The following is a 20,748-nucleotide window of genomic DNA, read 5'->3' as shown; positions in this document are numbered from 1 at the left end:
GCGGCTGGTGCACGGTTGCCGCCCTGGGTTTTGTGTTTGCAGGTCTGGCCTCTTCGCGGGTGAACCCGCTCCTACAAAGGTTGTGCGATACCTGTAGGAGCGGGTTTACCCGCGAAGGCCGCGACGCGGTTTAGAAGAAGCCCAACGGATTGATGTCGTAGCTCACCAGCAGGTTCTTGGTCTGCTGATAGTGATCCAGCATCATCTTGTGGGTTTCACGGCCAACCCCGGACTTCTTGTAGCCACCGAACGCGGCATGCGCCGGGTACAGGTGGTAGCAGTTGGTCCACACGCGGCCAGCCTTGATCCCGCGGCCCATGCGGTAGGCACGGTTGATGTCGCGGGTCCATACGCCGGCACCCAGGCCGAACTCGGTGTCGTTGGCAATCGCCAGCGCTTCCGCTTCATCCTTGAAGGTGGTAACGCTGACCACTGGCCCGAAGATTTCCTCCTGGAACACGCGCATGCGGTTGTTGCCCTTGAGCAGGGTCGGCTGGATGTAGTACCCGGTAGCCAGCGAGCCTTCGAGTTTTTCCACCTTGCCGCCGGTCAGCAGCTCGGCGCCTTCCTTCTGGGCGATGTCGAGGTATGACAGGATCTTCTCGAACTGCTGCTGCGAGGCCTGGGCGCCGACCATGGTTTCGGTGTCCAGCGGGTCGCCGCGCTTGATCTGCAGCACCTTCTTCATCACCACTTCCATGAACTGCGGGTAGATCGACTCCTGTACCAGCGCCCGCGATGGGCAGGTGCACACTTCGCCCTGGTTGAAGAACGCCAGCACCATGCCTTCGGCGGCTTTCTCGATGAAGCTCGGCTCGGCTTGCATGATGTCTTCGAAGTACACGTTTGGCGACTTGCCACCCAGCTCCACGGTGGACGGGATGATGTTCTCGGCGGCGCATTTCATGATGTGCGAGCCCACCGGGGTCGAGCCGGTAAATGCGATCTTGGCGATGCGCTTGCTGGTGGCCAGCGCTTCACCGGCCTCGCGACCATAACCTTGCACCACGTTGAGCACGCCTTTTGGCAGCAGGTCACCGATCACTTCCAGCAGCACGGTGATGCCCAGCGGGGTTTGTTCGGCCGGTTTGAGCACCACGCAGTTGCCGGCGGCCAGGGCCGGGGCAAGCTTCCAGGCGGCCATCAGGATCGGGAAGTTCCACGGGATGATCTGCCCGACCACGCCCAGCGGCTCGTGGATGTGGTAGGCCACGGTGCCTTCGTTGATTTCGGCGGCGCCGCCTTCCTGGGCGCGGATGCAGCCAGCGAAGTAGCGGAAGTGGTCGACCGCCAGCGGGATGTCGGCATTGAGAGTTTCGCGGATCGGCTTGCCGTTGTCCCAGGTCTCGGTAATGGCCAGCAGTTCAAGGTTCTGTTCGATACGGTCGGCGATCTTCAGCAGCACGTTGGAGCGGTCCTGCACCGAGGTGCGGCCCCAGGCGTCGGCAGCGGCGTGGGCGGCGTCGAGCGCTTTATCGATGTCTTCGGCAGTAGAGCGGGGGAATTCAGCGATCAGCTTGCCATTCACCGGGGAGGTATTTTCGAAATACTGGCCCTTTACCGGAGGAACGAACTCACCACCGATGTAGTTGCCGTAGCGGCTCTTGAAGGAAACCTTCGCGCCTTCGGTACCCGGATGTGCGTAACGCATGGTGTGTCTCCTGGCTATTGTGTTTGTTAGGGAGTTGAAAAGCGTAGAGCAAAGGTTGGGCCAGCGTTGGCGGCACCAGGCAAATCAATCACTTGGGGCAGTTTTTCAGGCCTGGCCAACGGCCGCTGTACCGGCGCCGGTACGCGCGGGGGTGACACTTTGTGCCATTTGCGACACGTCACAGGCGGGTGCATTGCAAAGCCTTCCCGGGTGGAGGATGCTGGCGAGACTCTCTATCTGCGGAGAACTACAACAATGCAGAGCAATCATTTCAGTCGCCATGCCCAGCAAGTCCACAGCGTGGCCCACGGTGGGGCCGGGGAGGGCGGCAGTGACCCGTCCATCGCCCGTTCCTGGCTGCGCTGCCTGGAGGACTACCACCTCGACCCTGCGGTGATCGAGGCGCCGGTGGTGCTCGAACATGGGCGCCTGCTGGAAAGCCGTGAGCGCCTGCGCCAGGTGCTGCAAATTGCCGACCATGAAATGAACAGCCTGCACCAGCAGCTTTCCGGGGCTGGCCACGCGGTGTTGCTGACCGACGCCCGCGGGGTGATCCTCAACTGCGTGAGTGCGCCCACCGAGCGGCGTAGCTTCGAACGTGCCGGGCTATGGCTGGGTGCTGACTGGAGCGAGGCACGCGAGGGCACCAACGGCATCGGCACCTGCCTGGTCGAGCGCCAGGCGCTGACCATCCACCAGAACGAACACTTCCGTGGCCGCCACACCGGGCTGACCTGCTCGGCCAGCCCGGTGTTCGACCCGCATGGCGAACTGCTGGCGGTGCTGGATGTGTCCTCGGCACGGCCCGACGTTTCCCGGCAAAGCCAGTTCCACACCATGGCCCTGGTCAACCTGTCGGCGAAGATGATTGAAAGCTGTTATTTCCTGCGCCATTTCGAGCAGCAGTGGTTGCTGCGTTTCCACTTGCAGGCCGAGTCGGTCGGCCTGTTCAGTGAAGGCCTGCTGGCATTCGACGGCGACGGGCGCATCTGCGCTGCCAACCAGAGCGCGCTGAACCTGTTGGGCACTGTGCGCGGTGGCGTGCTGGGTAAACCGCTGGAGCGCTTCTTTGCCTGCAGCCACGACGAACTGTTCAGCCGCGCCACGCCCGGTGGCAGCACCGCCTGGCCGCTGCGGACCCTGGACGGCCGCCAGGTGTTCGCCAGCCTGCGGGGCCAGGCGCGGGCGCCGGTGTGGTCGGTGCCCGCCGCCCAGCCGCGGCCTGCGCGCGAAGTGGAGCCGCTGGTGTGCCTGCTCGATCCGGCATTGCAAAACGATTTCCGTCGCAGCGTGCGGGTATTCGAACGCGATGTGCCATTGTTGCTACGCGGCGAGACTGGCTGCGGCAAGGAGGCTTTTGCACAAGCCGTGCATCAGGCCAGTGAGCGTCGCGCCAAACCGTTCGTCGCCATCAACTGTGCCTCGATCCCGGAAAGCCTGATCGAGAGCGAGCTGTTCGGTTACCGCGGCGGCAGTTTTACCGGTGCGCGCAAGGAAGGCATGCGCGGCAAGCTGTTGCAGGCCGACGGCGGCACCTTGCTGCTGGACGAAATCGGCGACATGCCGTTGGCCTTGCAAACCCGCCTGCTGCGGGTACTGGAAGAGCGCCAGGTAGTGCCGATCGGTGGCGAGCCGCAGGCGGTCGACGTGCGCATTGTCAGCGCTACCCACCGTGACCTGCTGGAACGAGTGGAGCAGGGCAGTTTCCGCGAGGACCTGTATTACCGCCTCAATGGCCTGGAAGTGGCCTTGCCAGCGGTGCGCGAGCGCAGTGACAAGGCGCAGTTGCTGGACTTTTTGCTGCGCCAGGAGGCGCAGGGGCAGTTGATCGACATCGAGCCCAAGGCGCGCCAGGCACTGCTCGACTTTGCCTGGCCGGGCAACGTGCGGCAGATGCGCAACGTGCTGCGTACCCTGGTGGCGCTTTGCGAAGATGCCCGTATTACCTTCACGGATCTCCCCACCATCATCCGCAACAACCCCGCCCCTGTAGGAGCGGCCTTGTGTCGCGAAAGGGTCGCGGAGCGGCCCCAGGATCTCAGCCGCGCAGCTCAAATTGCCGGGGCTGCTGCGCAGCCCGATCGCGACACAAGGCCGCTCCTACAGGATGCCGAGCGCGATGCCTTGCTGGCCATTCTGCAGGCAAAACACTGGCACCTCACCCGCGTCGCCGAGCACTTGGGCATCAGCCGCAATACCTTGTATCGAAAACTGCGCAAACACGGCATCACCAGGGCCGACTGAGCGAAACAGCGGGTGCGATTTGTCGCGCCCTGGGCTACCCTGCCTCGATGTTTTGCGAGGTCGACCATGCATATTCACATTCTCGGTATTTGCGGCACTTTCATGGGTTCGCTGGCGGTGCTGGCCAAGGAACTTGGCCACCGCGTCACCGGCTCGGACGCCAACGTCTATCCACCGATGAGCACCCAGCTTGAAGCCCAGGGCATCGAGCTGACCCAAGGCTATGACCCGGCCCAACTGGACCCGGCACCCGACCTGGTGGTCATCGGCAACGCCATGTCGCGCGGCAACCCGGCGGTGGAGTACGTGCTGAACAAGGGCCTGCCCTATGTATCCGGCCCGCAGTGGCTGGCTGACCACGTACTGCAAGGCCGCTGGGTGCTGGCCGTTGCCGGTACCCACGGCAAGACCACCACCAGCAGCATGCTGGCCTGGGTGCTGGAGCACGCCGGCATGAGCCCAGGCTTCCTGATCGGCGGTGTGCCGCAGAACTTCTCGGTGTCGGCCCGTTTGGGCGATACGCCGTTCTTCGTGGTCGAGGCCGACGAGTACGACAGCGCCTTCTTCGACAAGCGCTCGAAGTTTGTGCATTACCACCCACGCACCGCGATCCTCAATAACCTTGAGTTCGACCATGCGGACATCTTCCCGGACCTGGCCTCGATCGAGCGGCAGTTCCACCATCTGGTGCGCACCATCCCCAGCGAGGGCCTGGTCATTCACCCGACCACCGAGCAAGCATTGGAGCGGGTGATCGGCATGGGCTGCTGGACCCCGGTGCAAACCACCGGCGAAGGCGGCCAGTGGCAAGCCCGCCTGCTCAGCCCCGACGGCTCGCGCTTCGAAGTGCTGTTCGACGGTGAAGCGCAAGGCGTGGTGGACTGGGCGCTGACCGGCCAGCACAACGTCGCCAACGCCCTGGCTACCCTGGCAGCCGCCCGCCATGTCGGCGTGGTGCCGGCCATGGGCATCGAGGGCCTGAGCGCCTTCAAGAGCGTGAAGCGGCGCATGGAGAAGGTCGCCGAGGTACAGGGCGTGACCATCTACGATGACTTCGCCCACCACCCGACCGCCATCGCTACCACCCTCGATGGCCTGCGCAAGCGCGTTGGCGAGGCGCCGGTGATTGCGGTGATCGAGCCACGCTCCAACTCGATGAAGCTGGGTGCCCATCGTGATGGCCTGCCAGAAAGCGTCAACGATGCCGACCAGGTGATCTGGTACGCCCCGGCCAACCTCGGCTGGGACCTGGCCGGCACTGCCGCGCAATGCAAGGTGCCTAGCGTGGTGGCCGACAGCCTCGAAGCGATCATCGAACGGGTCAAGGGCCAGGCTCGCCCGGGCACCCACGTGGTGATCATGAGCAACGGCGGCTTCGGCGGCCTGCACGGCAAGCTGGCCGAGGCGCTGCAGTGAGCGGGCCGGAACGCATCACCCTGGCCATGACGGGCGCCTCAGGCGCCCAGTATGGCCTGCGCCTGCTCGATTGCCTGGTGCGTGAAGACCGTGAAGTGCACTTCCTGATCTCCAAGGCCGCGCAGTTGGTAATGGCCACCGAGACCGACGTGGTGCTGCCGGCCAAGCCCCAGGCGATGCAGGCCTTTCTTACCGAATACACCGGTGCTGCCGACGGGCAGATCCGTGTGTATGGCAAGGAAGACTGGATGTCGCCGGTAGCCTCGGGCTCCGGCGCCCCGGCAGCGATGGTGGTGGTGCCCTGTTCCACTGGCACCTTGTCGGCAATTGCTACCGGTGCCTGCAACAACCTGATCGAACGTGCTGCCGACGTTACCCTCAAGGAGCGCCGCCAGCTGATTCTGGTACCACGCGAAGCACCGTTCTCCACCATTCATTTGGAGAACATGCTCAAGTTGTCGCAGATGGGCGCGGTGATCCTGCCGGCGGCGCCGGGCTTCTATCACCAGCCACAGACCATCGACGACCTGGTCGACTTTGTCGTGGCGCGCATTCTCAACCTGTTGAACATTCCCCAGGACATGTTGCCGCGTTGGGGCGAGCACCATTTCGGGGTGGATGATTGAAGCGAACGCTGGCGGGCTTGCTGGCGCTGGGGCTGCTCAGTGGCTGTGCCACGGTGCGCACGTTGGATGCCAACAAGCCGGGGGCGCCGGTGGTGTATGCCGGAACCCGGTTGGATTTGTATGTGATCAATGGGGGGTGCTGCCCGCGGGATCGTTACGGGGCTGAAGCGCCAGCGTACCCAGGGCTGGACCTGCCTGGCAGCATGCTGCTCGATACCTTGCTGCTGCCGTTGTCGTTGCTGACTGCAGCCGGTGTAGGGTTCCAGGCCACCGGTGGTCTGTGAGGGCCCTTTCGCGGGTAAACCCGCTCCTACAGGATTTGTGCAATCTTCAGGCGATCACAGTACCTGTGGGAGGCTTCCAGGCCACTTGTGGCCTGTGATGGCCCTTTCGCGGGTAAACCCGCTCCCACAGGATTTGTGCATCTTCAGGCGATCACAGTACCTGTGGGAGCGGGTTCACCCGCGAAGAGGCCCTGACAAGTAGAGCCTATTTCTTGCCCAACCTACGCAACTCATCCGACTCCACAACCCGCACCCCGTCCTCTTCCTCCAACGCCAGGCGCCACAGCGCACGGGCCAAGGTACAAGCTTCGATCCCCCGGTACTTGCCAGGTATCAACCTGGAAAACGGCGAAACCATCTGTTCACTTAGCCGCGGCTCGATCCGCTCACCTAGCAGTAACGAAGGCCGCACGATGGTCAGCTGTGGCCAGTCCTGGGCCTTGAGCGCTTCTTCCATCTCGCCCTTGACCCGATTGTAGAAAATCGACGACTTGGGATCGGCGCCCAGCGCACTGACCACCAGCAGATGCCGCGCACCCAGCTCACGGGCACGCTTGCTGAACGCCACCACCATGTCCAGGTCCACCGCGCGGAAGGCCGATTCCGAGCCGGCCTGTTTCAGCGTGGTGCCCAGGCAGCAATAGGCAATATCCACCCGCCCGGCCAGTTGCGGCAGGAATACCGCCGGGTCACCCACTGGGTTTTCCAGGTGCGGGTGCTCGGCCAGCGGCCGGCGGGTAGGCGCCAGCACGCGGGTGATGGTGGGCTCGTTGAGCAGGCGGTCGAGCAGGTGTTCACCCGTCAGACCCGTAGCACCGGCAAGCAGGACATGCTGAGGCGTCAAATACATGATGTCTCTCCCTTGTTACACACAAGTCTAGTGGTTGGCAGGCATTTCTGCCTGTGCCCCCACCTTGGCTTGTGCAGCGTTACGCAACGCTTCTTCGGCCTGTTGCCGGCGCAGGTGCTGCCAATGTTCAAGCACGCTCGGCGGCGCCCACAGTTGCGGCTCCGAGGCCTCGAAGCCTTCCCTTTGTTCTCTTTCGGCAACGCTGGCACGCGCCAGTTCAAACGCCTGTTTCAGGTCGTCGGTCTGGTTCAGTGCTTCGGCGAACAGGGCATCGCCAAAGTAGGTGAAGTCGGCTTCTTCCGAGCAACCGAAGGAAACGCGGTCGGCCCGGGCGGCGGTCATGATCAGCGTGCGCTCATCCTTGAGCGGGGCGATATAGCCCCCTGAATAGCAGGCCGAGATGACGATTACCTTGTCGCGGTCCTTCAGCGGCGCCAGGGCGGTGGCCAGTTCGTCGGCGGAGAGGTCGGCCAGTTGCAGGCGTGGCTGGTCGAGCACCAGTTGATGGTCCGCGCTGCCATGGCTGGTGAGGTAGATGAACACCAGGTCTTCGGGGCCGCTGCGTTCGGCCAGGGTACGGGCGGCGCGGGTGAGGGTCTCGCGGGTGGCCATGGGGCGGGTGGCCATGTGGTCGCGGTGATTGACCAGGGTTACCTGGCCACGGGCGCCAAAGCGCACCTTGAGCATGTTGCTGACGTAGTCGGCTTCGCGCAGAAAAACGCTTTGCTGGCCGTCGCCGGCTACCACCAGGCTGTACAGCTGGATCGGCGGTGCCGATTGCGGTACCCGGGCCAGCGCCTCGTCCAACAGCCGGCCCTGGTTGAGCAGAGCCAGGTCCAGCGGGTCAGGCAGCAGCTTGCCCTTCTGATCGCGTACGCGCACGCCGTTGGCCCAGGTGCCGCCTTCAATCTGGCCGCTGGCCAGGATCAGCCGCCCATGGCCATGGTAGGCGTCGTTGAGGAAGCCGCCGATGTACTTGCTGCCGTCAGCCAGTTGCAGGCTGCCCTGGCCCGACAGGCGCCAGTCGGCGAAGGTACCTTTGTAGTGGCTGCCATCGCTGCCCAGCAGTTCGCCTTCGCCAATCAGCGAGCCGTCCTTGAATTCACCGATCCACACATCGCCATCGGCGTTTTCATAGCGGCCACGGCCCTCCAGGCGGTTGTCCTTGAACTCACCAATGTACTGCTCGCCGTCGATGCTGTCGTAGGTGCCGCTGCCTTGCAGCTGGCCGTTGATGAAGTGGCCGCTGAACTGGTTGCCGCTGGCATCGCTGCGTACCCCGGCGCCGTTGGGCTTGCCCTTGGCGAACAGGCCCTGGTAGCGGCTGCCGTCGGCCAGCTCCAGCTCGCCAGCACCGTCGTACAGGTCGTTCTTGAACTGGCCGCGGTAGGTCTGGTCGGCTTGCTTGAGGGTGCCTTCGCCGTCGCGGCGGCCATGCTTGAAGGTGCCGCCATAGTGGCTGCCCGGTGTGGTCAGGTCACCCAGCCCCTGGAACAGCCCCTCGGCGAACTGGCCACGGTACACCTCGCCGTTCTGGCCATGCCATTCGCCCTGGCCGTGCCACTGGCCGTCCTTGAAGCTGCCGGCGTACCAGCTGCCGTTGGGGTAGTCGATACGCCCCTCGCCCTGCAGCAGGCCGTCGACCACCTGGCCCCGATAACGCCCACCGTCAGGCAGGCGCGCGTCCGGCGGAAGTAGCGATTCGCCATCGCCACAGGCGGCGAGCAGCAGGACCAGGGTAATAGGGAGCAGTGGACGCATGGCGAGGACCGGGCAATAGGTCTGCCGAGTATGACGCAGAATGGGATCCTGAAACAGCGAACGCATGTGCTGACGCATACCCCTGTAGGAGCGGCCTTGTGTCGCGATAGGGCTGCGCAGCAGCCCCGGCAATCTTGCAGGATGGCATGAAGCTGGCGCGGTCCCTGTGGGAGCGGGTTTACCCGCGAACACCGGCGAAGTCGGTGCCATGCACCGCGTGACCTTTTTCGCGGGTGAACCCGCTCCCACAGGTTCCGCGATGGCGGCGAGGTGTGTGTCGAGGGATTGGGTGGAGGCTGACAGGTGCATGCCTTGAGTTGGTCTGCGCCTGTGAGATCGAGCGCCGCCCGCGCGGCGCTTCGCGGCTAAAGCCGCTCCTACGTTTGTTTCGGGCCAGTCCATCCTGTGCCTGGCGCGCGCGACCGCCTTGTTTGTACGTCGCGATATCGAGGCGTGCGCCAAGGCGTTCGCGCGCAAATGGCACAGGCATAATTGGCCGGAAACAAACGTAGGAGCGGCTTTAGCCGCGAAGCGCCGCGCGGGCGGCGCTCGATCTCACAGGCGCTGAAAGACCCAAGGCATGCACTTCCATGCCCTAATGCTGCACCAAGGCATGCACCCCTTGATTCTTTGCCCTCAACGCCCCCGCAAAAACTCCACCATCCTCCGGTTCACCTCGTCAGCCGCCTCCATCTGCACCATATGCCCTGCCTCGGGCAGCACCAGCACTTCAGCCTCCAGCCCTTCGGCATGGCTGGCCGGGATGATCGCGTCCTTGCCGCCCCACACCACCAGTGCCGGGTGCTGCCCCAATACCCCGCGCAAGTCGTGGCGCTGCTGGTCACCGTTGGCCAGCGCCGCTGCCAGTTGTTGCAGGGCCTGATCGACGCCTTCCAGGCGCTTGAACTTGAGCATGTCTTCCAGCATTTGCCGGGTGACCAGCGCCGGCTCGGCAAACAGCTGCACCATCTGTGGCTTGAGCGCATTGCGGTTGGCAGCACTGACGAAACCTTGCAGGTACTGCCCGTTGATCGCCTCGCCCAGCCCGGCGCTGGCCACCAGGCTCAAGCTGGCCACCCGCTGCGGCGCCAGGCGCGCCACGTTCAAGCTGACTGCACCACCCATCGAATGCCCGGCCAGGTGCGCCTTGGCGATGTCCAGGTGGTCGAGCAGCGCCAGCACGGTTTCGCTCAGTTCATCCAGATCGCCGCGTTGCAGGGCCTTGGCCGACTCCCCATGCCCCGGCAAATCAAGGGCGATCACCCGGCGCTCGGCTGCCAGCGCCGGGTGGTTGAACAGCCAGTTGTTGAGGTCGCCACCAAAACCGTGCACCAGCACCAGTGGCGTGCCGCCTTCACCCTGCTCGAACCAGCGCAGCAGGCGGCCGCCCACTTCCGCCTTTTGCGGGGCCGGGCCCTGGGGCTGGTCGCCGCCACCTGCGGCGACGAACTCGGCCTGGAAGCGCTGCACCACGGCATCGATCTCGGACTCTTCGGCTTCGCCCTCCACGACCACCGCCAACAGCGCGCCCACCGGCAGCGTTTCATCGGGCTTGGCCACCTGGCGGCGCAACACGCCGCTGAACGGCGCCTCGACGCTGCTGCTGATCTTGTCGGTCTCGACGTCCAGCACCTCGTCGCCCTTGTTGATCTCGTCACCTTCCTGCTTCAACCAGGTGTCCACCCGGCCTTCGGTCATCGACAGGCCCCACTTGGGCATGGTCAGGGTATGGATCTGGCTCATGCGGCACTCCTTGCGGCTTCGATCACCTTGCGCACGGCGGCCTCGATCTTCGCCGCGTCAGGGATGTAAAGGTCTTCCAGGGCATCGGAGAACGGCACCGGGGTGTGCGGCGCGGTGACCATTTCGATCGGGCCCTTGAGTGAGCCAAAGGCTTTCTGCGCCACCAGTGCGCTGATGTCGGTTGCCATGGAGCAACGCGGGTTGGCTTCGTCGATCACCACCAGGCGGCCGGTTTTTTCCACGCTTTCCAGAATGCTGTCTTCGTCCAGCGGGCTGGTGGTGCGCAGGTCCAGCACTTCGCAGTCGATGCCCTGGCGGGCCAGGTTGTTGGCGGCCTCCAGCGCCACATGCACCATGCGCCCGTAGGTGACCAGGGTCACGTCGTCGCCATCACGCAGGAAGTTGGCTTCGCCAAACGGCACGGTGTACACCTCTTCCGGCACCTCACCCTGCATGCTGTACAGCAGCTTGTGCTCGCAGAAAATCACCGGGTCGTTGTCGCGGATTGCCTGGATCAACAGGCCTTTGGCGTCATAGGGCGAGGAAGGGCACACCACTTTCAGCCCGGGGATGTGTGTCCATAGTGAGGTGAGCATCTGCGAGTGCTGGGCCGCTGCCCGCAGGCCGGCGCCATACATGGTGCGCATCACCAGCGGGGTGACCGCCTTGCCGCCGAACATGTAGCGGAACTTGGCAGCCTGGTTGAGGATCTGGTCCAGGCAGCAGCCGGCAAAGTCGACGAACATCAGCTCGCACACCGGGCGCAGGCCCTGGGTGGCGGCACCGACAGCGGCGCCGACGTAGCCGATTTCCGACAGCGGCGCGTCGAGCACGCGCCCGGGGAACTGGTGGTACAGGCCCTTGGTCACGCCCAGCACGCCACCCCAGGCATCATCTTCGCCGGGGGCCCCGGCACCGCCGGCGACGTCTTCGCCAATGATGAATACGCTGTTGTCGCGGCGCATTTCCTGGGCCAGGGCTTCGTTGATGGCCTGCTGGTAGCTGATCTTTCTTGCCATGGTGGTTCTCCTGTTGTTCTTGTAATCCGCGGCTCAGGGGTAGGCGACGTAGACGTCGGTGAGCAGGTCGGCGGGCTGTGGCTTGGGATCGGATTTGGCGCGGCGCACGGCGTCTTCGATCAGGTCCTCGACACGGGCGTCGATGGCATCCAGTTGCTCGGCAGTGAGCAGGCCGGCGCGGGTAGTCTTGTTGCGGAACTGCATCAGGCAGTCGCGCGATTCGCGCAGGTTCTTCACTTCATCGGGGGCGCGGTAGGTTTGCGCATCGCCTTCGAAGTGGCCGTAGTAGCGGCTGAGCTTGACCTCGATCAGCGACGGGCCTTGCCCGGAACGGGCGCGTTCGATGGCGGCGCCGGCCGCCTCGTACACGGCAAAGAAGTCGAAGCCGTCGATGGTCACCCCGGGCATGCCGAAGCCGGCAGCGCGGTCGGCAATGTGGTCGCAGGCCACCGACCAGTTGGAGGCGGTGGCCTCGGCGTAGCCGTTGTTCTCGGCGACGAAGATGCACGGCAGGTTCATGATCGACGCCATGTTCATGGCTTCGAACACCGCGCCTTCGTTGGAGGCGCCGTCGCCGAAGAAGGCCACCGACACGTCATCACGGCCCTTGAGCTTGGCTGCCAACGCTGCCCCAGCCACCAGCGGTGCGCCGGCGCCGACAATGCCGTTGGCGCCGAGCATGCCTTTTTCCAGGTCGGCGATGTGCATCGAACCGCCCTTGCCGCCACACACACCAGTCTTCTTGCCGTAGATTTCGGCCATCATGCCGTACACGTCCACGCCCTTGGCGATGCAGTGGCCGTGGCCGCGGTGGGTCGAGGCGATGCAGTCGCTGTCGCGCAGGTGGGCCATGACCCCGGCGGCAGAGGCCTCTTCACCGGCATACAGGTGGACGAACCCGGGGATCTCGCCAGTGGCGAATTCCACATGCAGGCGTTCTTCGAAGGCGCGGATGGTGCGCATCACTTCATAGGCATGCAGCAGTTGTTCGGTACTCAGTTGATTGGACATCTTGTTGTTCTCCAGGGTTGTCTCAACACGGGTTTGCAGGGTGCAGCCGGTGGCCGCGTGGCACGGCCAGCAGGTGATGGCGGGCGGCATGCGCCAGCACGGCCTCGACGTCCACGCTCAAAGGGCCTTGGTGGTCGAGGGTGATGGTGGGAGTGTCGTGCGTGGCAAATTCGATTTCGCGTTCGCCGTCCAGCGCCAGGGTGCCGCTGGCCAGGCTCAGGCGATGGGCAACGCCGGGTGTCAGCTGGCCGCTGGCGGTGATGCCGCAACCTTGCAGCAGGCCGGGCGCCAGGGGTGCCAGCAGCGCCTGCTCGGCGCCGGGGTTCAGGCGTACCCAGGCGCCGTGCGGGTCCTGGCGTGAAACCGGGCACCACAGGCCGCACAGGGCCGACAGGCCAATGGCATGGGGTTCGGCGAAACAGGCGAAGACTTCGCAAAGGTCCTCGCTGCGGCTGAGCGCACGGGCACCGATGAAGCGCTGCGGCGACACCGCTACTTCCACCAGGGCCCATTCGGCAAGTTGCTGCTCAGGTACTTTCACCAGCAGGCGCTTGTTGCGGCGCAGGCCGATGCTGGCCGGTACCCGGCCGCTGGCGAGCAGGCCGCCGGCCAGCCCGGCGCTGGTAGCTTCACGCAGTTCGGGGAAGGCATTGTTGGTGCCGGTGGACAAGGTCAGCAACGGCACGTCACCTGCCTCGGCAGCCACTGCCTTGTGGGTGCCATCGCCGCCGAGCACGGCGATCATCGCCACACCGCGCTCGACCATGCGCCGGGTGGCCAGGCGGGTATCGGCCACGGTCTGGGTCAGCGGCAGGTCGAGTATTTCGATGGCCGGCCAGTGTTGGTCACGGGCGCCCGGGCCTTGGCTGGCCTTGAGCACGGCGGCGGCGATGCCGGTCATGTCGCTGGGCAGCAGCACCTGGCCGATGCCGGTGGCGCCGAAGGCAGCAAGCAGGCGCTGGATCGCCGAGGCCTTGTCGGTGCTCGAATAGAGCCCGGCATTGGCGGTCAGGCGGCGCAGGTCGCGGCCAGAGGCAGGGTTGGCAATGATCCCGACAATCGGGGCGGGTAGCGGCATGGCGCACCTCGTATTTTTGTTTGCCAGGGCAGGAGCAAGCGCGGTGCCAGCTTTCTTTCGGGTGGGCGAGATGGCTGCGCTAGAGCGGTTTGCTGGCATAAAGGCACGCCCCCATGGCGGCGCTGGCGAGACGCCGGGTGCCAGCGCAGGGCCGGCATGGCCGAAACGCTGAGACGCTGCGTCTCAAGCCAGCCGGCAATCACACAGTGCTTGTCGGGGCATGCCGGGAAGCGCTTAATGGTCGGACAACGATAAAAACAGCAACGAGAACCGGAGGGCCTGAATGCTTGCCGCGAACTCCCGAGCCCATGTGGACTGCGTCAGCAGGGTGCTGAAGAATGCCGACCGCCTGCCGCAGGCGCCGGTGCCACCGCTGATCCTCGATTCATGGCGCCGTTCCATGGAGCTGTACCGCCTCGACCCAGGGTCCCAGCAGGGGCCGCGCATCCTTTCCCAAAGCCTGCTCAATGAATGCCGCGAACGCGCCGAACTGTTCCTGCGCATCGCTAGCGATGCCGTGGCGCGCCTGCACGAGCGCGTGCGTGGCGCCGACTACTGCGTGCTGCTGACCGATGCCCAGGGGCGCACCATCGACTACCGAGTCGAGTCGGCCATTCGCAATGATTGCCGCAAGGCCGGGCTGTACCTGGGCACCTGCTGGTCGGAGGGCGAGGAGGGCACCTGCGGTGTGGCGGCGGTGCTGACCAGCAAGGCCCCGGTCACGGTGCACAAGCGCGACCACTTCCGCGCTGCGTTCATCGGCCTGACCTGCACCGCAGCGCCCGTGTTCGACCCGCTGGGCGCGTTGCTGGGCGTGGTCGACGTGTCGGCCTTGCAGTCACCGGACGACCGCCGCAGCCAGCACCTGATTCGCCAGTTGGTCGAGCAGACTGCTCGCGAAATCGAAAATGCCTTCTTCATGCACAGCGCCCAGGGCCACTGGGTGATGCGCGCCCATGGCACGCCTGGCTATGTGGAAAGCCAGCCCGACTACTTGCTGGCCTGGGACGCCGATGGCCGCCTGCAGGCGATCAACAGCCTGGCGCGGCAACGCCTGGTGGAGCGTCTGGGGCGCTTGCCCGAGCATATTGGCGAGCTGTTCGACATGGACCAACTGCGCCGGGTGAACGCATCGTCCGCCCAGCGCCTGCCAGGGTTGGGCGGGCTGTATGGCCGGGTCAGCGCACCGCAGCAGCGCCAGCGCGCGCAGCCGTTGCGCCAGGCGCAGGACGCCCGCATCGAGCAGCACCTGCGGCTGGCCACGCGGGTCAAGGACTGTAACCTGGCGGTATTGGTGCAAGGTGAGACCGGGGCTGGCAAAGAGGTGTTCGCCCGTCAGTTGCACCAGCACAGCCAGCGTTGCGATGGCCCGTTTGTCACGCTGAATTGCGCGGCCATTCCGGAAAGCCTGATCGAGAGCGAGCTGTTCGGCTATGTAGCCGGGGCTTTTACCGGGGCTTCCAGCAAAGGCATGCAAGGGCTGTTGCAGCAGGCTGATGGCGGCACGCTATTCCTTGATGAGATCGGCGACATGCCGCTGAACCTGCAAACCCGGTTGCTGCGGGTGCTGGCCGAGGGTGAAGTGGCGCCGCTGGGCGCGGCGCGGCGGGAGCGGGTGGATATCCAGGTGATCTGCGCCACCCATCGTGATTTGGCGGCGATGGTGGAGGATGGGCGTTTTCGTGAGGACTTGTATTTCCGCCTGGCCAATGCCCGCTTTGAGCTGCCGCCCCTGCGCGAGCGCGAGGACCGGTTGGGGCTGATTCACCAGTTGCTGGCCGAGGAGGCCGAGGCCTGCGGGGTTGAGGTGGTGTTGGCGGATGATGCCTTGCAGGCGCTGCTGGTGTACCGCTGGCCGGGGAACTTGCGCCAGCTGCGGCAAGTGTTGCGCTATGGCTGTGCGGTGAGTGAGGGCGGGCAGGTGCGGGTGCAGGACCTGCCGCAGGAAGTGCGGGGCGAGACGATTGTTTCGGGTGAAAGCGGCGTGTCGTGCCCGGCCCGGCAGCTGTTGCTGGATGCGCTGATCCGCCATCGCTGGAAGCCGGCCGATGCGGCGCGGGCACTGGGTATTTCACGGGCGACCCTGTATCGGCGGGTGCATGAGCACCGCATCGACATGCCGCGGATGAAAGGATAAGCCTCTTCGCGGTCCCTGTAGGAGCGGCCTTGTGTCGCGATGGGGCGCGCAGCGGCCCCGGCAATATCTGCGGCAAAGCTGAAATCCTGGGGCCGCTGCGCGGCCCATCGCGACACAAGGCCGCTCCTACAGGGACCGCGATGAGGCCCTGGCAGGCAATAAAAAACCCCGGAACAAGTCCGGGGTTTTCGGTACATCACACTACTCGATCACGCTTCGTTAGCCAATTTGTGCTCGAGGTAGTGAATGTTGACGCCGCCTTTGCAGAAACCTTCATCACGCACCAGGTCGCGGTGCAGCGGGATGTTGGTCTTGATGCCGTCGACGACAATCTCGTCCAGGGCATTGCGCATGCGCGCCATGGCTTCGTCGCGGTCCTTGCCGTAGGTGATCAGCTTGCCGATTAGCGAGTCGTAGTTCGGCGGAACCGAATAACCGCTGTACAGGTGCGAATCGACGCGTACGCCGTTGCCGCCCGGGGCGTGGAAGTGCTTCACCTTGCCTGGGCTCGGGATGAACTTCTTCGGGTCTTCGGCGTTGATCCGGCACTCCAGCGAGTGGCCACGGATCACTACGTCTTCCTGGCGGAACGACAGCTTGTTGCCAGCGGCGATGCTCAGCATCTCCTTGACGATGTCGATGCCAGTGACCATCTCGGACACCGGGTGCTCAACCTGCACGCGGGTGTTCATCTCGATGAAGTAGAAGCGGCCGTTCTCGTACAGGAACTCGAAAGTACCGGCACCACGGTAGCCGATCTCGATGCACGCATCGACGCAACGCTTGAATACTTCCTGACGGGCTTTTTCATCGATGCCCGGTGCTGGTGCTTCTTCCAGCACCTTCTGGTGACGGCGCTGCAGCGAGCAGTCACGGTCGCCCAGGTGGATGGCGTTGCCCTGGCCGTCGGACAGCACCTGCACTTCCACGTGACGTGGGTTGGTCAGGAACTTCTCCAGGTAGACCATCGGGTTGCCGAAGGCAGCACCGGCTTCGGTACGGGTGAGCTTGGCCGAGGCGATCAGGTCCTCTTCCTTGTGCACCACACGCATGCCGCGACCACCACCGCCACCGGCGGCCTTGATGATCACCGGGTAGCCGACGTCACGGGCAATCGCCAGAGCGACTTCTTCGTCTTCTGGCAGCGGGCCATCGGAGCCCGGTACGGTCGGTACGCCGGTCTTGATCATCGCGTCCTTGGCCGAAACCTTGTCGCCCATCAGGCGAATGGTGTCGGCTTTCGGGCCGATGAAGGCGAAACCGGATTTTTCCACCTGCTCGGCGAAATCGGCGTTTTCCGCCAGGAAGCCGTAACCCGGGTGAATCGCGGTGGCGCCGGTTACTTCGGCGGCAGCGATGATCGCCGGGATATGCAGGTAGGAATCCTTGGACGATGCAGGGCCGATGCAGACCGACTCGTCTGCCAGGCCCAGGTGCATCAGTTCACGGTCGGCGGTGGAGTGCACGGCGACGGTCTTGATACCCAGCTCTTTGCAGGCACGCAGGATCCGCAGGGCAATTTCCCCGCGGTTGGCGATCAGGACTTTTTCGAGCTTCCCAGACATCGTTGGCTCTCCGCGATTCAAACGATGGTGAACAGCGGCTGGTCGAACTCAACCGGCTGGCCGTCTTCTACCAGGATGGCGTCGATGACACCGCCGATCTCGGCTTCGATGTGGTTCATCATCTTCATGGCTTCGACGATGCACAGAGTGTCGCCCTTCTTCACGCTCTGGCCAACTTCAGCGAAGTTCGGCGAGGTCGGCGACGGCTTACGGTAGAAGGTACCGACCATTGGCGAGCGAACCACGGTGCCTTTCAGGGCCGGGGCGGCAGCGGCAGCTTCGGCAGCAGGGGCAGCGGCGGCAACTGGCGCAGCAACCGGGGCGGCAGCCATTGGAGCTGGTGCGTAGAACTGCTGGGCAGCTGGGGTCTTGCTGTGACGGCTGATACGGACCGACTCTTCGCCTTCCTTGATCTCCAGTTCGTCGATGCCAGATTCTTCCAGCAGCTCGATCAGTTTCTTGACTTTACGGATATCCATTAATCATCAACTCCCAAAGGTTCGGTCAGGGGGCGAAATACAAAAAACGTATCTGAAACGTTTCTCTCGAACCCCGGCCCACTTAGGCCAGGGTTTTCATCATTTGGGCTGTGCGTTGGCAGCCAGTTGTTCCAGTGCGGACTCCAGGGCCAGGCGATAACCGCTGGCGCCCAGGCCGCAGATCACCCCTACGGCAACATCGGAAAAGTAGGAGTGATGACGGAACGGTTCGCGTTTGTGCACGTTGGACAAGTGCACTTCGATGAATGGGATGCTCACCGCAAGCAATGCGTCACGTAATGCGACGCTTGTGTGGGTGAAAGCAGCCGGATTGATCAGGATGAAGTCCACACCCTCGTTGCGTGCGGCGTGAATGCGGTCGATCAGTTCGTATTCGGCGTTGCTCTGCAGGTACTGCAGATGGTGGCCTGCGGCGCGGGCACGTTGCTCCAGGTCCTGGTTGATCTGGGCCAGGGTCACGGCGCCGTAGTGGCCAGGCTCGCGGGTACCGAGCAGGTTGAGGTTGGGGCCGTGGAGCACCAGTAGCGTTGCCATCTGCGGATTCCTTGGATTTGTAGGGCAATTCGACACAGCGCGGCGAGTGTGCCGTAAAGCGACGGCAAGTGTCCAGTTCCCGGCAATAGCCAACACGATGTCCGAGGTTCGCGCGAAGTATGTGACCAAATAATTAAATCTGGTCACTGAATCGAGGTTTTTTTACGGCTCGCGGGAAGTTATAGACCGACTTTGCCGCGTACGCGTGTAAGAATTCGCGCAAATTCACCGGCGTTTATCTCGCCAATCACCCGATCGGCGGTTATTTCGCTGCCGTTCGCGGCAAAGAACAACAGGGCCGGCGGGCCGAACAGCTGGTAGCGGTCGAGCAGTTTGCGTTGCTCGGCATTGCTCTCGGTGATGTCGAAACGCAGCAGCTGGAAGCCGGCCAGCTGCGTTTGCACCTGCGGCGCGGTAAGCACTTCGCGCTCGATTACCTTGCAACTGATGCACCAGTCGGCGTACCAGTCCAGCAACACCGGCTGGCCGGCCGCCTTGGCCTGGGCAAGGGCCGCGTCCAGTGCGTCAGGGGTGGTAATGGTTTGCCAGGCATTCGCCTTTTCTGCCGGGTTGCTGCCGGTGGCCGCAAGTGTTGCAACGGGCAGCGGGCGCAGCGGGTCGCCTTGGCCACTGAGGGCACCGTACCAGCAGGCCAGGGCGTATACCAGCAAGGCCAGGCCGAGCAGTTGTGCCAGGCGCTGGCGCGCGGTTTTGACGACAAACTCCAGCGCGCCGAGGAACAGTGCCACGCCCGCAGCGAGGAAACCGACCAGCAGCAAGTTCACCGGACCCGGCAGCACCCGGCTGAGCAGGCCGATGGCCAGCCCCAGCAGCAGCACGCCGATGGCGTTTTTCACCGTGTTCAGCCAAGGGCCGCTTTTCGGCAGCCAGGCCGCACCACCGGTGGCCACCAGCAGCAATGGCGCCCCCATGCCAAGGCCCAGGGCGAACAGCTTCAGCGCACCGCCCAGGGCGTCGCCGCTGGCGCTGATGTACAGCAAGGCACCGGCCAGGGGGGCCGACACGCACGGCGATACCAGCAGGCTGGATAGCACGCCCAGCACCGCCGCACCCAGCAGCGATCCGCCTCTGGTGTGGTTGGCGACATTGTTCAGGCGGTTGTTCAGGGCCTGTGGCAGCTTCAGTTCGAACAGGCCGAACATGGCCAGGGCGAACACCACGAAGAACAGCGCAAAGGGCACCAGCACCCAGGCCGACTGCAGGCGCGCCTGCAGGTTCAGGCCGGCGCCGAACAAGCCCATGAGGGCGCCGAGCGCTGCGAAGCTGGCCGCCATCGGCAGCACGTAAGCCAGCGACAGCGCCAGCCCGCGCAGGCCACCGACCTGACCGCGCAATACCACGCCAGAGAGGATCGGCAGCATCGGCAGCACGCAGGGGGTGAAGGTCAGGCCGACCCCGGCGAGGAAGAACAGCAGCAGCGATTTCCAGTTCCAGCCGTGCTCGGCGGTGGCCGGCGTGCTTGCGCCGCCTTCGCCATCGATGCTCAGGCGTGCGGTTTCCGGCGGGTAGCACAGGCCCTTGTCGGCGCAACCCTGGTAGCCCACCAACAGGGTGAAGGCGCGCGGATCGTTGCGTGGCAGCTCGATGTCGAGCACGCCGTGGTAGACCTCGACGTCGCCAAAGAACTCATCGTGCTTGGCCTCGCCCTTGGGGATGTTGGGTGTGCCCAGGGCGATGTCGGCAGGTTCCGTGCGGAACTGGAAGCGGTGGCGGTAGAGGTAGTAGCCATCGGTGGCGACGAAGCGCAGCTTGATGGTTTGCGCATCGGCCCGGACCAGGTTGAGCTTGAAGGCCTCATGCACCGGCAGGAAGTCGGCGTTGTTGGAGAGCGACGCGGCGCCGAGGGTGGCGCTGGGGCGGTTGTCGAGCAGGCCCGTGGCGAAGGCAGGGCTGGCCAGCAGCAGGAACAGCAGGAAAAACAGGCGGTGCATGGCGGACTCGCGAGGTGGAACGTGCTGGGCATGATAGCGGAGTTGGTTGGGGGTGGGGCCGGCGTTCGTCATGACATATTCAGCGCCTGGGAGGTGTTTGCCGTGACAGGTGCAGCGCCTGGGAGGTGTTCGCCGTGACAGGTGCAGCGCCTGGGAGATCGAGCGCCGCCCGCGCGGCGCTTCGCGGCTAAAGCCGCTCCTACGTTTGTTTCGGGCCAGTCCCTTCTGTGCCAGGCGCGCGCGACCGCCTTGTTTGTACGACGCGATATCGAGACATGCGCCAAGACGTTCGCGCGCGAATCCCACAGGAATAATTGGCCCGAAACAAACGTAGGACCGGCTTTAGCCGCGAAGCGCCGCGCGGGCGGCGCTCGATC

The 20,748-nt window shown here is 64.4% G+C and carries 16 protein-coding genes; 5 read left to right on the top strand and 11 right to left on the bottom strand.

Annotated elements, in window-relative coordinates:
* Window positions 1–130: 130 nt before the first annotated feature.
* The gene (locus ACIP1G_RS24190; RefSeq protein ID WP_400741399.1) at window positions 131–1,651 is read right to left on the bottom strand and encodes an aldehyde dehydrogenase family protein; all 1,521 of its coding nucleotides are present in this window, start codon (window positions 1,649–1,651) and stop codon (window positions 131–133) included.
* Window positions 1,652–1,906: 255 nt separating this feature from the next.
* On the opposite strand from ACIP1G_RS24190, the gene ACIP1G_RS24185 reads away from it, so the two are divergent.
* From ACIP1G_RS24185 to ACIP1G_RS24170, 4 genes are all read left to right on the top strand, one after another.
* Window positions 1,907–3,895: a sigma-54-dependent Fis family transcriptional regulator gene (locus tag ACIP1G_RS24185; RefSeq protein ID WP_400741396.1), complete on the top strand. Its 1,989-nt coding sequence runs from the start codon at window positions 1,907–1,909 to the stop codon at window positions 3,893–3,895.
* A 66-nt stretch (window positions 3,896–3,961) separates the two neighbouring features.
* Window positions 3,962–5,311 carry a UDP-N-acetylmuramate:L-alanyl-gamma-D-glutamyl-meso-diaminopimelate ligase gene (gene mpl / locus ACIP1G_RS24180; protein ID WP_400741393.1) on the top strand — a complete coding sequence of 450 codons (1,350 nt, stop codon included), beginning with the start codon at window positions 3,962–3,964 and terminating at the stop codon, window positions 5,309–5,311.
* Window positions 5,308–5,937 (top strand): flavin prenyltransferase UbiX, encoded by a 630-nt coding sequence (ubiX, locus tag ACIP1G_RS24175; protein WP_013970698.1) that lies wholly within the window; start codon window positions 5,308–5,310, stop codon window positions 5,935–5,937. The genes mpl and ubiX overlap by 4 nt, the downstream gene beginning before the upstream one ends.
* The gene (locus ACIP1G_RS24170; protein ID WP_201207872.1) at window positions 5,934–6,221 is read left to right on the top strand and encodes a YceK/YidQ family lipoprotein; all 288 of its coding nucleotides are present in this window, start codon (window positions 5,934–5,936) and stop codon (window positions 6,219–6,221) included. Before ubiX ends, ACIP1G_RS24170 begins: the two co-directional genes overlap by 4 nt.
* 205 nt (window positions 6,222–6,426) lie before the next feature.
* Here ACIP1G_RS24170 and ACIP1G_RS24165 read toward each other — a convergent pair whose 3' ends face one another.
* The 6 genes from ACIP1G_RS24165 to ACIP1G_RS24140 all read right to left on the bottom strand — a co-directional run bounded on the left by ACIP1G_RS24165 (window position 6,427) and on the right by ACIP1G_RS24140 (window position 13,683).
* Window positions 6,427–7,071 carry an oxidoreductase gene (locus ACIP1G_RS24165; RefSeq protein WP_400741390.1) on the bottom strand — a complete coding sequence of 215 codons (645 nt, stop codon included), beginning with the start codon at window positions 7,069–7,071 and terminating at the stop codon, window positions 6,427–6,429.
* A 27-nt stretch (window positions 7,072–7,098) separates the two neighbouring features.
* Window positions 7,099–8,832 carry a C13 family peptidase gene (locus ACIP1G_RS24160; RefSeq protein ID WP_400741387.1) on the bottom strand — a complete coding sequence of 578 codons (1,734 nt, stop codon included), beginning with the start codon at window positions 8,830–8,832 and terminating at the stop codon, window positions 7,099–7,101.
* A gap of 636 nt (window positions 8,833–9,468) precedes the next feature.
* Window positions 9,469–10,575 (bottom strand): acetoin dehydrogenase dihydrolipoyllysine-residue acetyltransferase subunit, encoded by a 1,107-nt coding sequence (locus ACIP1G_RS24155; RefSeq protein ID WP_400741384.1) that lies wholly within the window; start codon window positions 10,573–10,575, stop codon window positions 9,469–9,471.
* The gene (locus ACIP1G_RS24150; RefSeq protein WP_400741382.1) at window positions 10,572–11,594 is read right to left on the bottom strand and encodes an alpha-ketoacid dehydrogenase subunit beta; all 1,023 of its coding nucleotides are present in this window, start codon (window positions 11,592–11,594) and stop codon (window positions 10,572–10,574) included. The genes ACIP1G_RS24155 and ACIP1G_RS24150 overlap by 4 nt, the downstream gene beginning before the upstream one ends.
* Window positions 11,595–11,627: 33 nt before the next feature.
* Entirely contained in the window at window positions 11,628–12,605 is a 978-nt protein-coding gene (locus ACIP1G_RS24145) for a thiamine pyrophosphate-dependent dehydrogenase E1 component subunit alpha (RefSeq protein WP_010951830.1), read from the bottom strand.
* Between the two features lie 22 nt (window positions 12,606–12,627).
* On the bottom strand, window positions 12,628–13,683 hold the full coding sequence (locus ACIP1G_RS24140; protein WP_400741380.1) for an ATP-NAD kinase family protein: 1,056 nt from the start codon (window positions 13,681–13,683) through the stop codon (window positions 12,628–12,630).
* 283 nt (window positions 13,684–13,966) lie between these two features.
* On the opposite strand from ACIP1G_RS24140, the gene ACIP1G_RS24135 reads away from it, so the two are divergent.
* Complete coding sequence (locus tag ACIP1G_RS24135; RefSeq protein ID WP_400741377.1) at window positions 13,967–15,820, top strand: sigma-54-dependent Fis family transcriptional regulator; 1,854 nt, start codon at window positions 13,967–13,969, stop codon at window positions 15,818–15,820.
* Between the two features lie 209 nt (window positions 15,821–16,029).
* Here the strand turns inward: ACIP1G_RS24135 and accC are convergent, their stop codons facing one another.
* From accC to ACIP1G_RS24115, 4 genes are all read right to left on the bottom strand, one after another.
* Complete coding sequence (gene accC / locus ACIP1G_RS24130; RefSeq protein ID WP_400741375.1) at window positions 16,030–17,385, bottom strand: acetyl-CoA carboxylase biotin carboxylase subunit; 1,356 nt, start codon at window positions 17,383–17,385, stop codon at window positions 16,030–16,032.
* A 17-nt stretch (window positions 17,386–17,402) separates the two neighbouring features.
* Window positions 17,403–17,864, bottom strand: a complete 462-nt coding sequence (accB, locus tag ACIP1G_RS24125) for an acetyl-CoA carboxylase biotin carboxyl carrier protein (protein WP_056807100.1) — start codon at window positions 17,862–17,864, stop codon at window positions 17,403–17,405.
* Window positions 17,865–17,963: 99 nt separating this feature from the next.
* Window positions 17,964–18,419: a type II 3-dehydroquinate dehydratase gene (gene aroQ / locus ACIP1G_RS24120; RefSeq protein ID WP_003255330.1), complete on the bottom strand. Its 456-nt coding sequence runs from the start codon at window positions 18,417–18,419 to the stop codon at window positions 17,964–17,966.
* Window positions 18,420–18,598: 179 nt separating this feature from the next.
* Window positions 18,599–20,371 (bottom strand): protein-disulfide reductase DsbD, encoded by a 1,773-nt coding sequence (locus tag ACIP1G_RS24115; protein ID WP_400741372.1) that lies wholly within the window; start codon window positions 20,369–20,371, stop codon window positions 18,599–18,601.
* Window positions 20,372–20,748: the final 377 nt, after the last annotated feature.

Origin of the sequence: Pseudomonas sp. NPDC089392, from assembly GCF_044749595.1 — a bacterium.
Taxonomy (GTDB): domain Bacteria; phylum Pseudomonadota; class Gammaproteobacteria; order Pseudomonadales; family Pseudomonadaceae; genus Aquipseudomonas.
The sequence above is the reverse complement of the archived record's forward strand: the minus strand, read 5'-3'. Positions and strand labels throughout refer to the sequence as shown.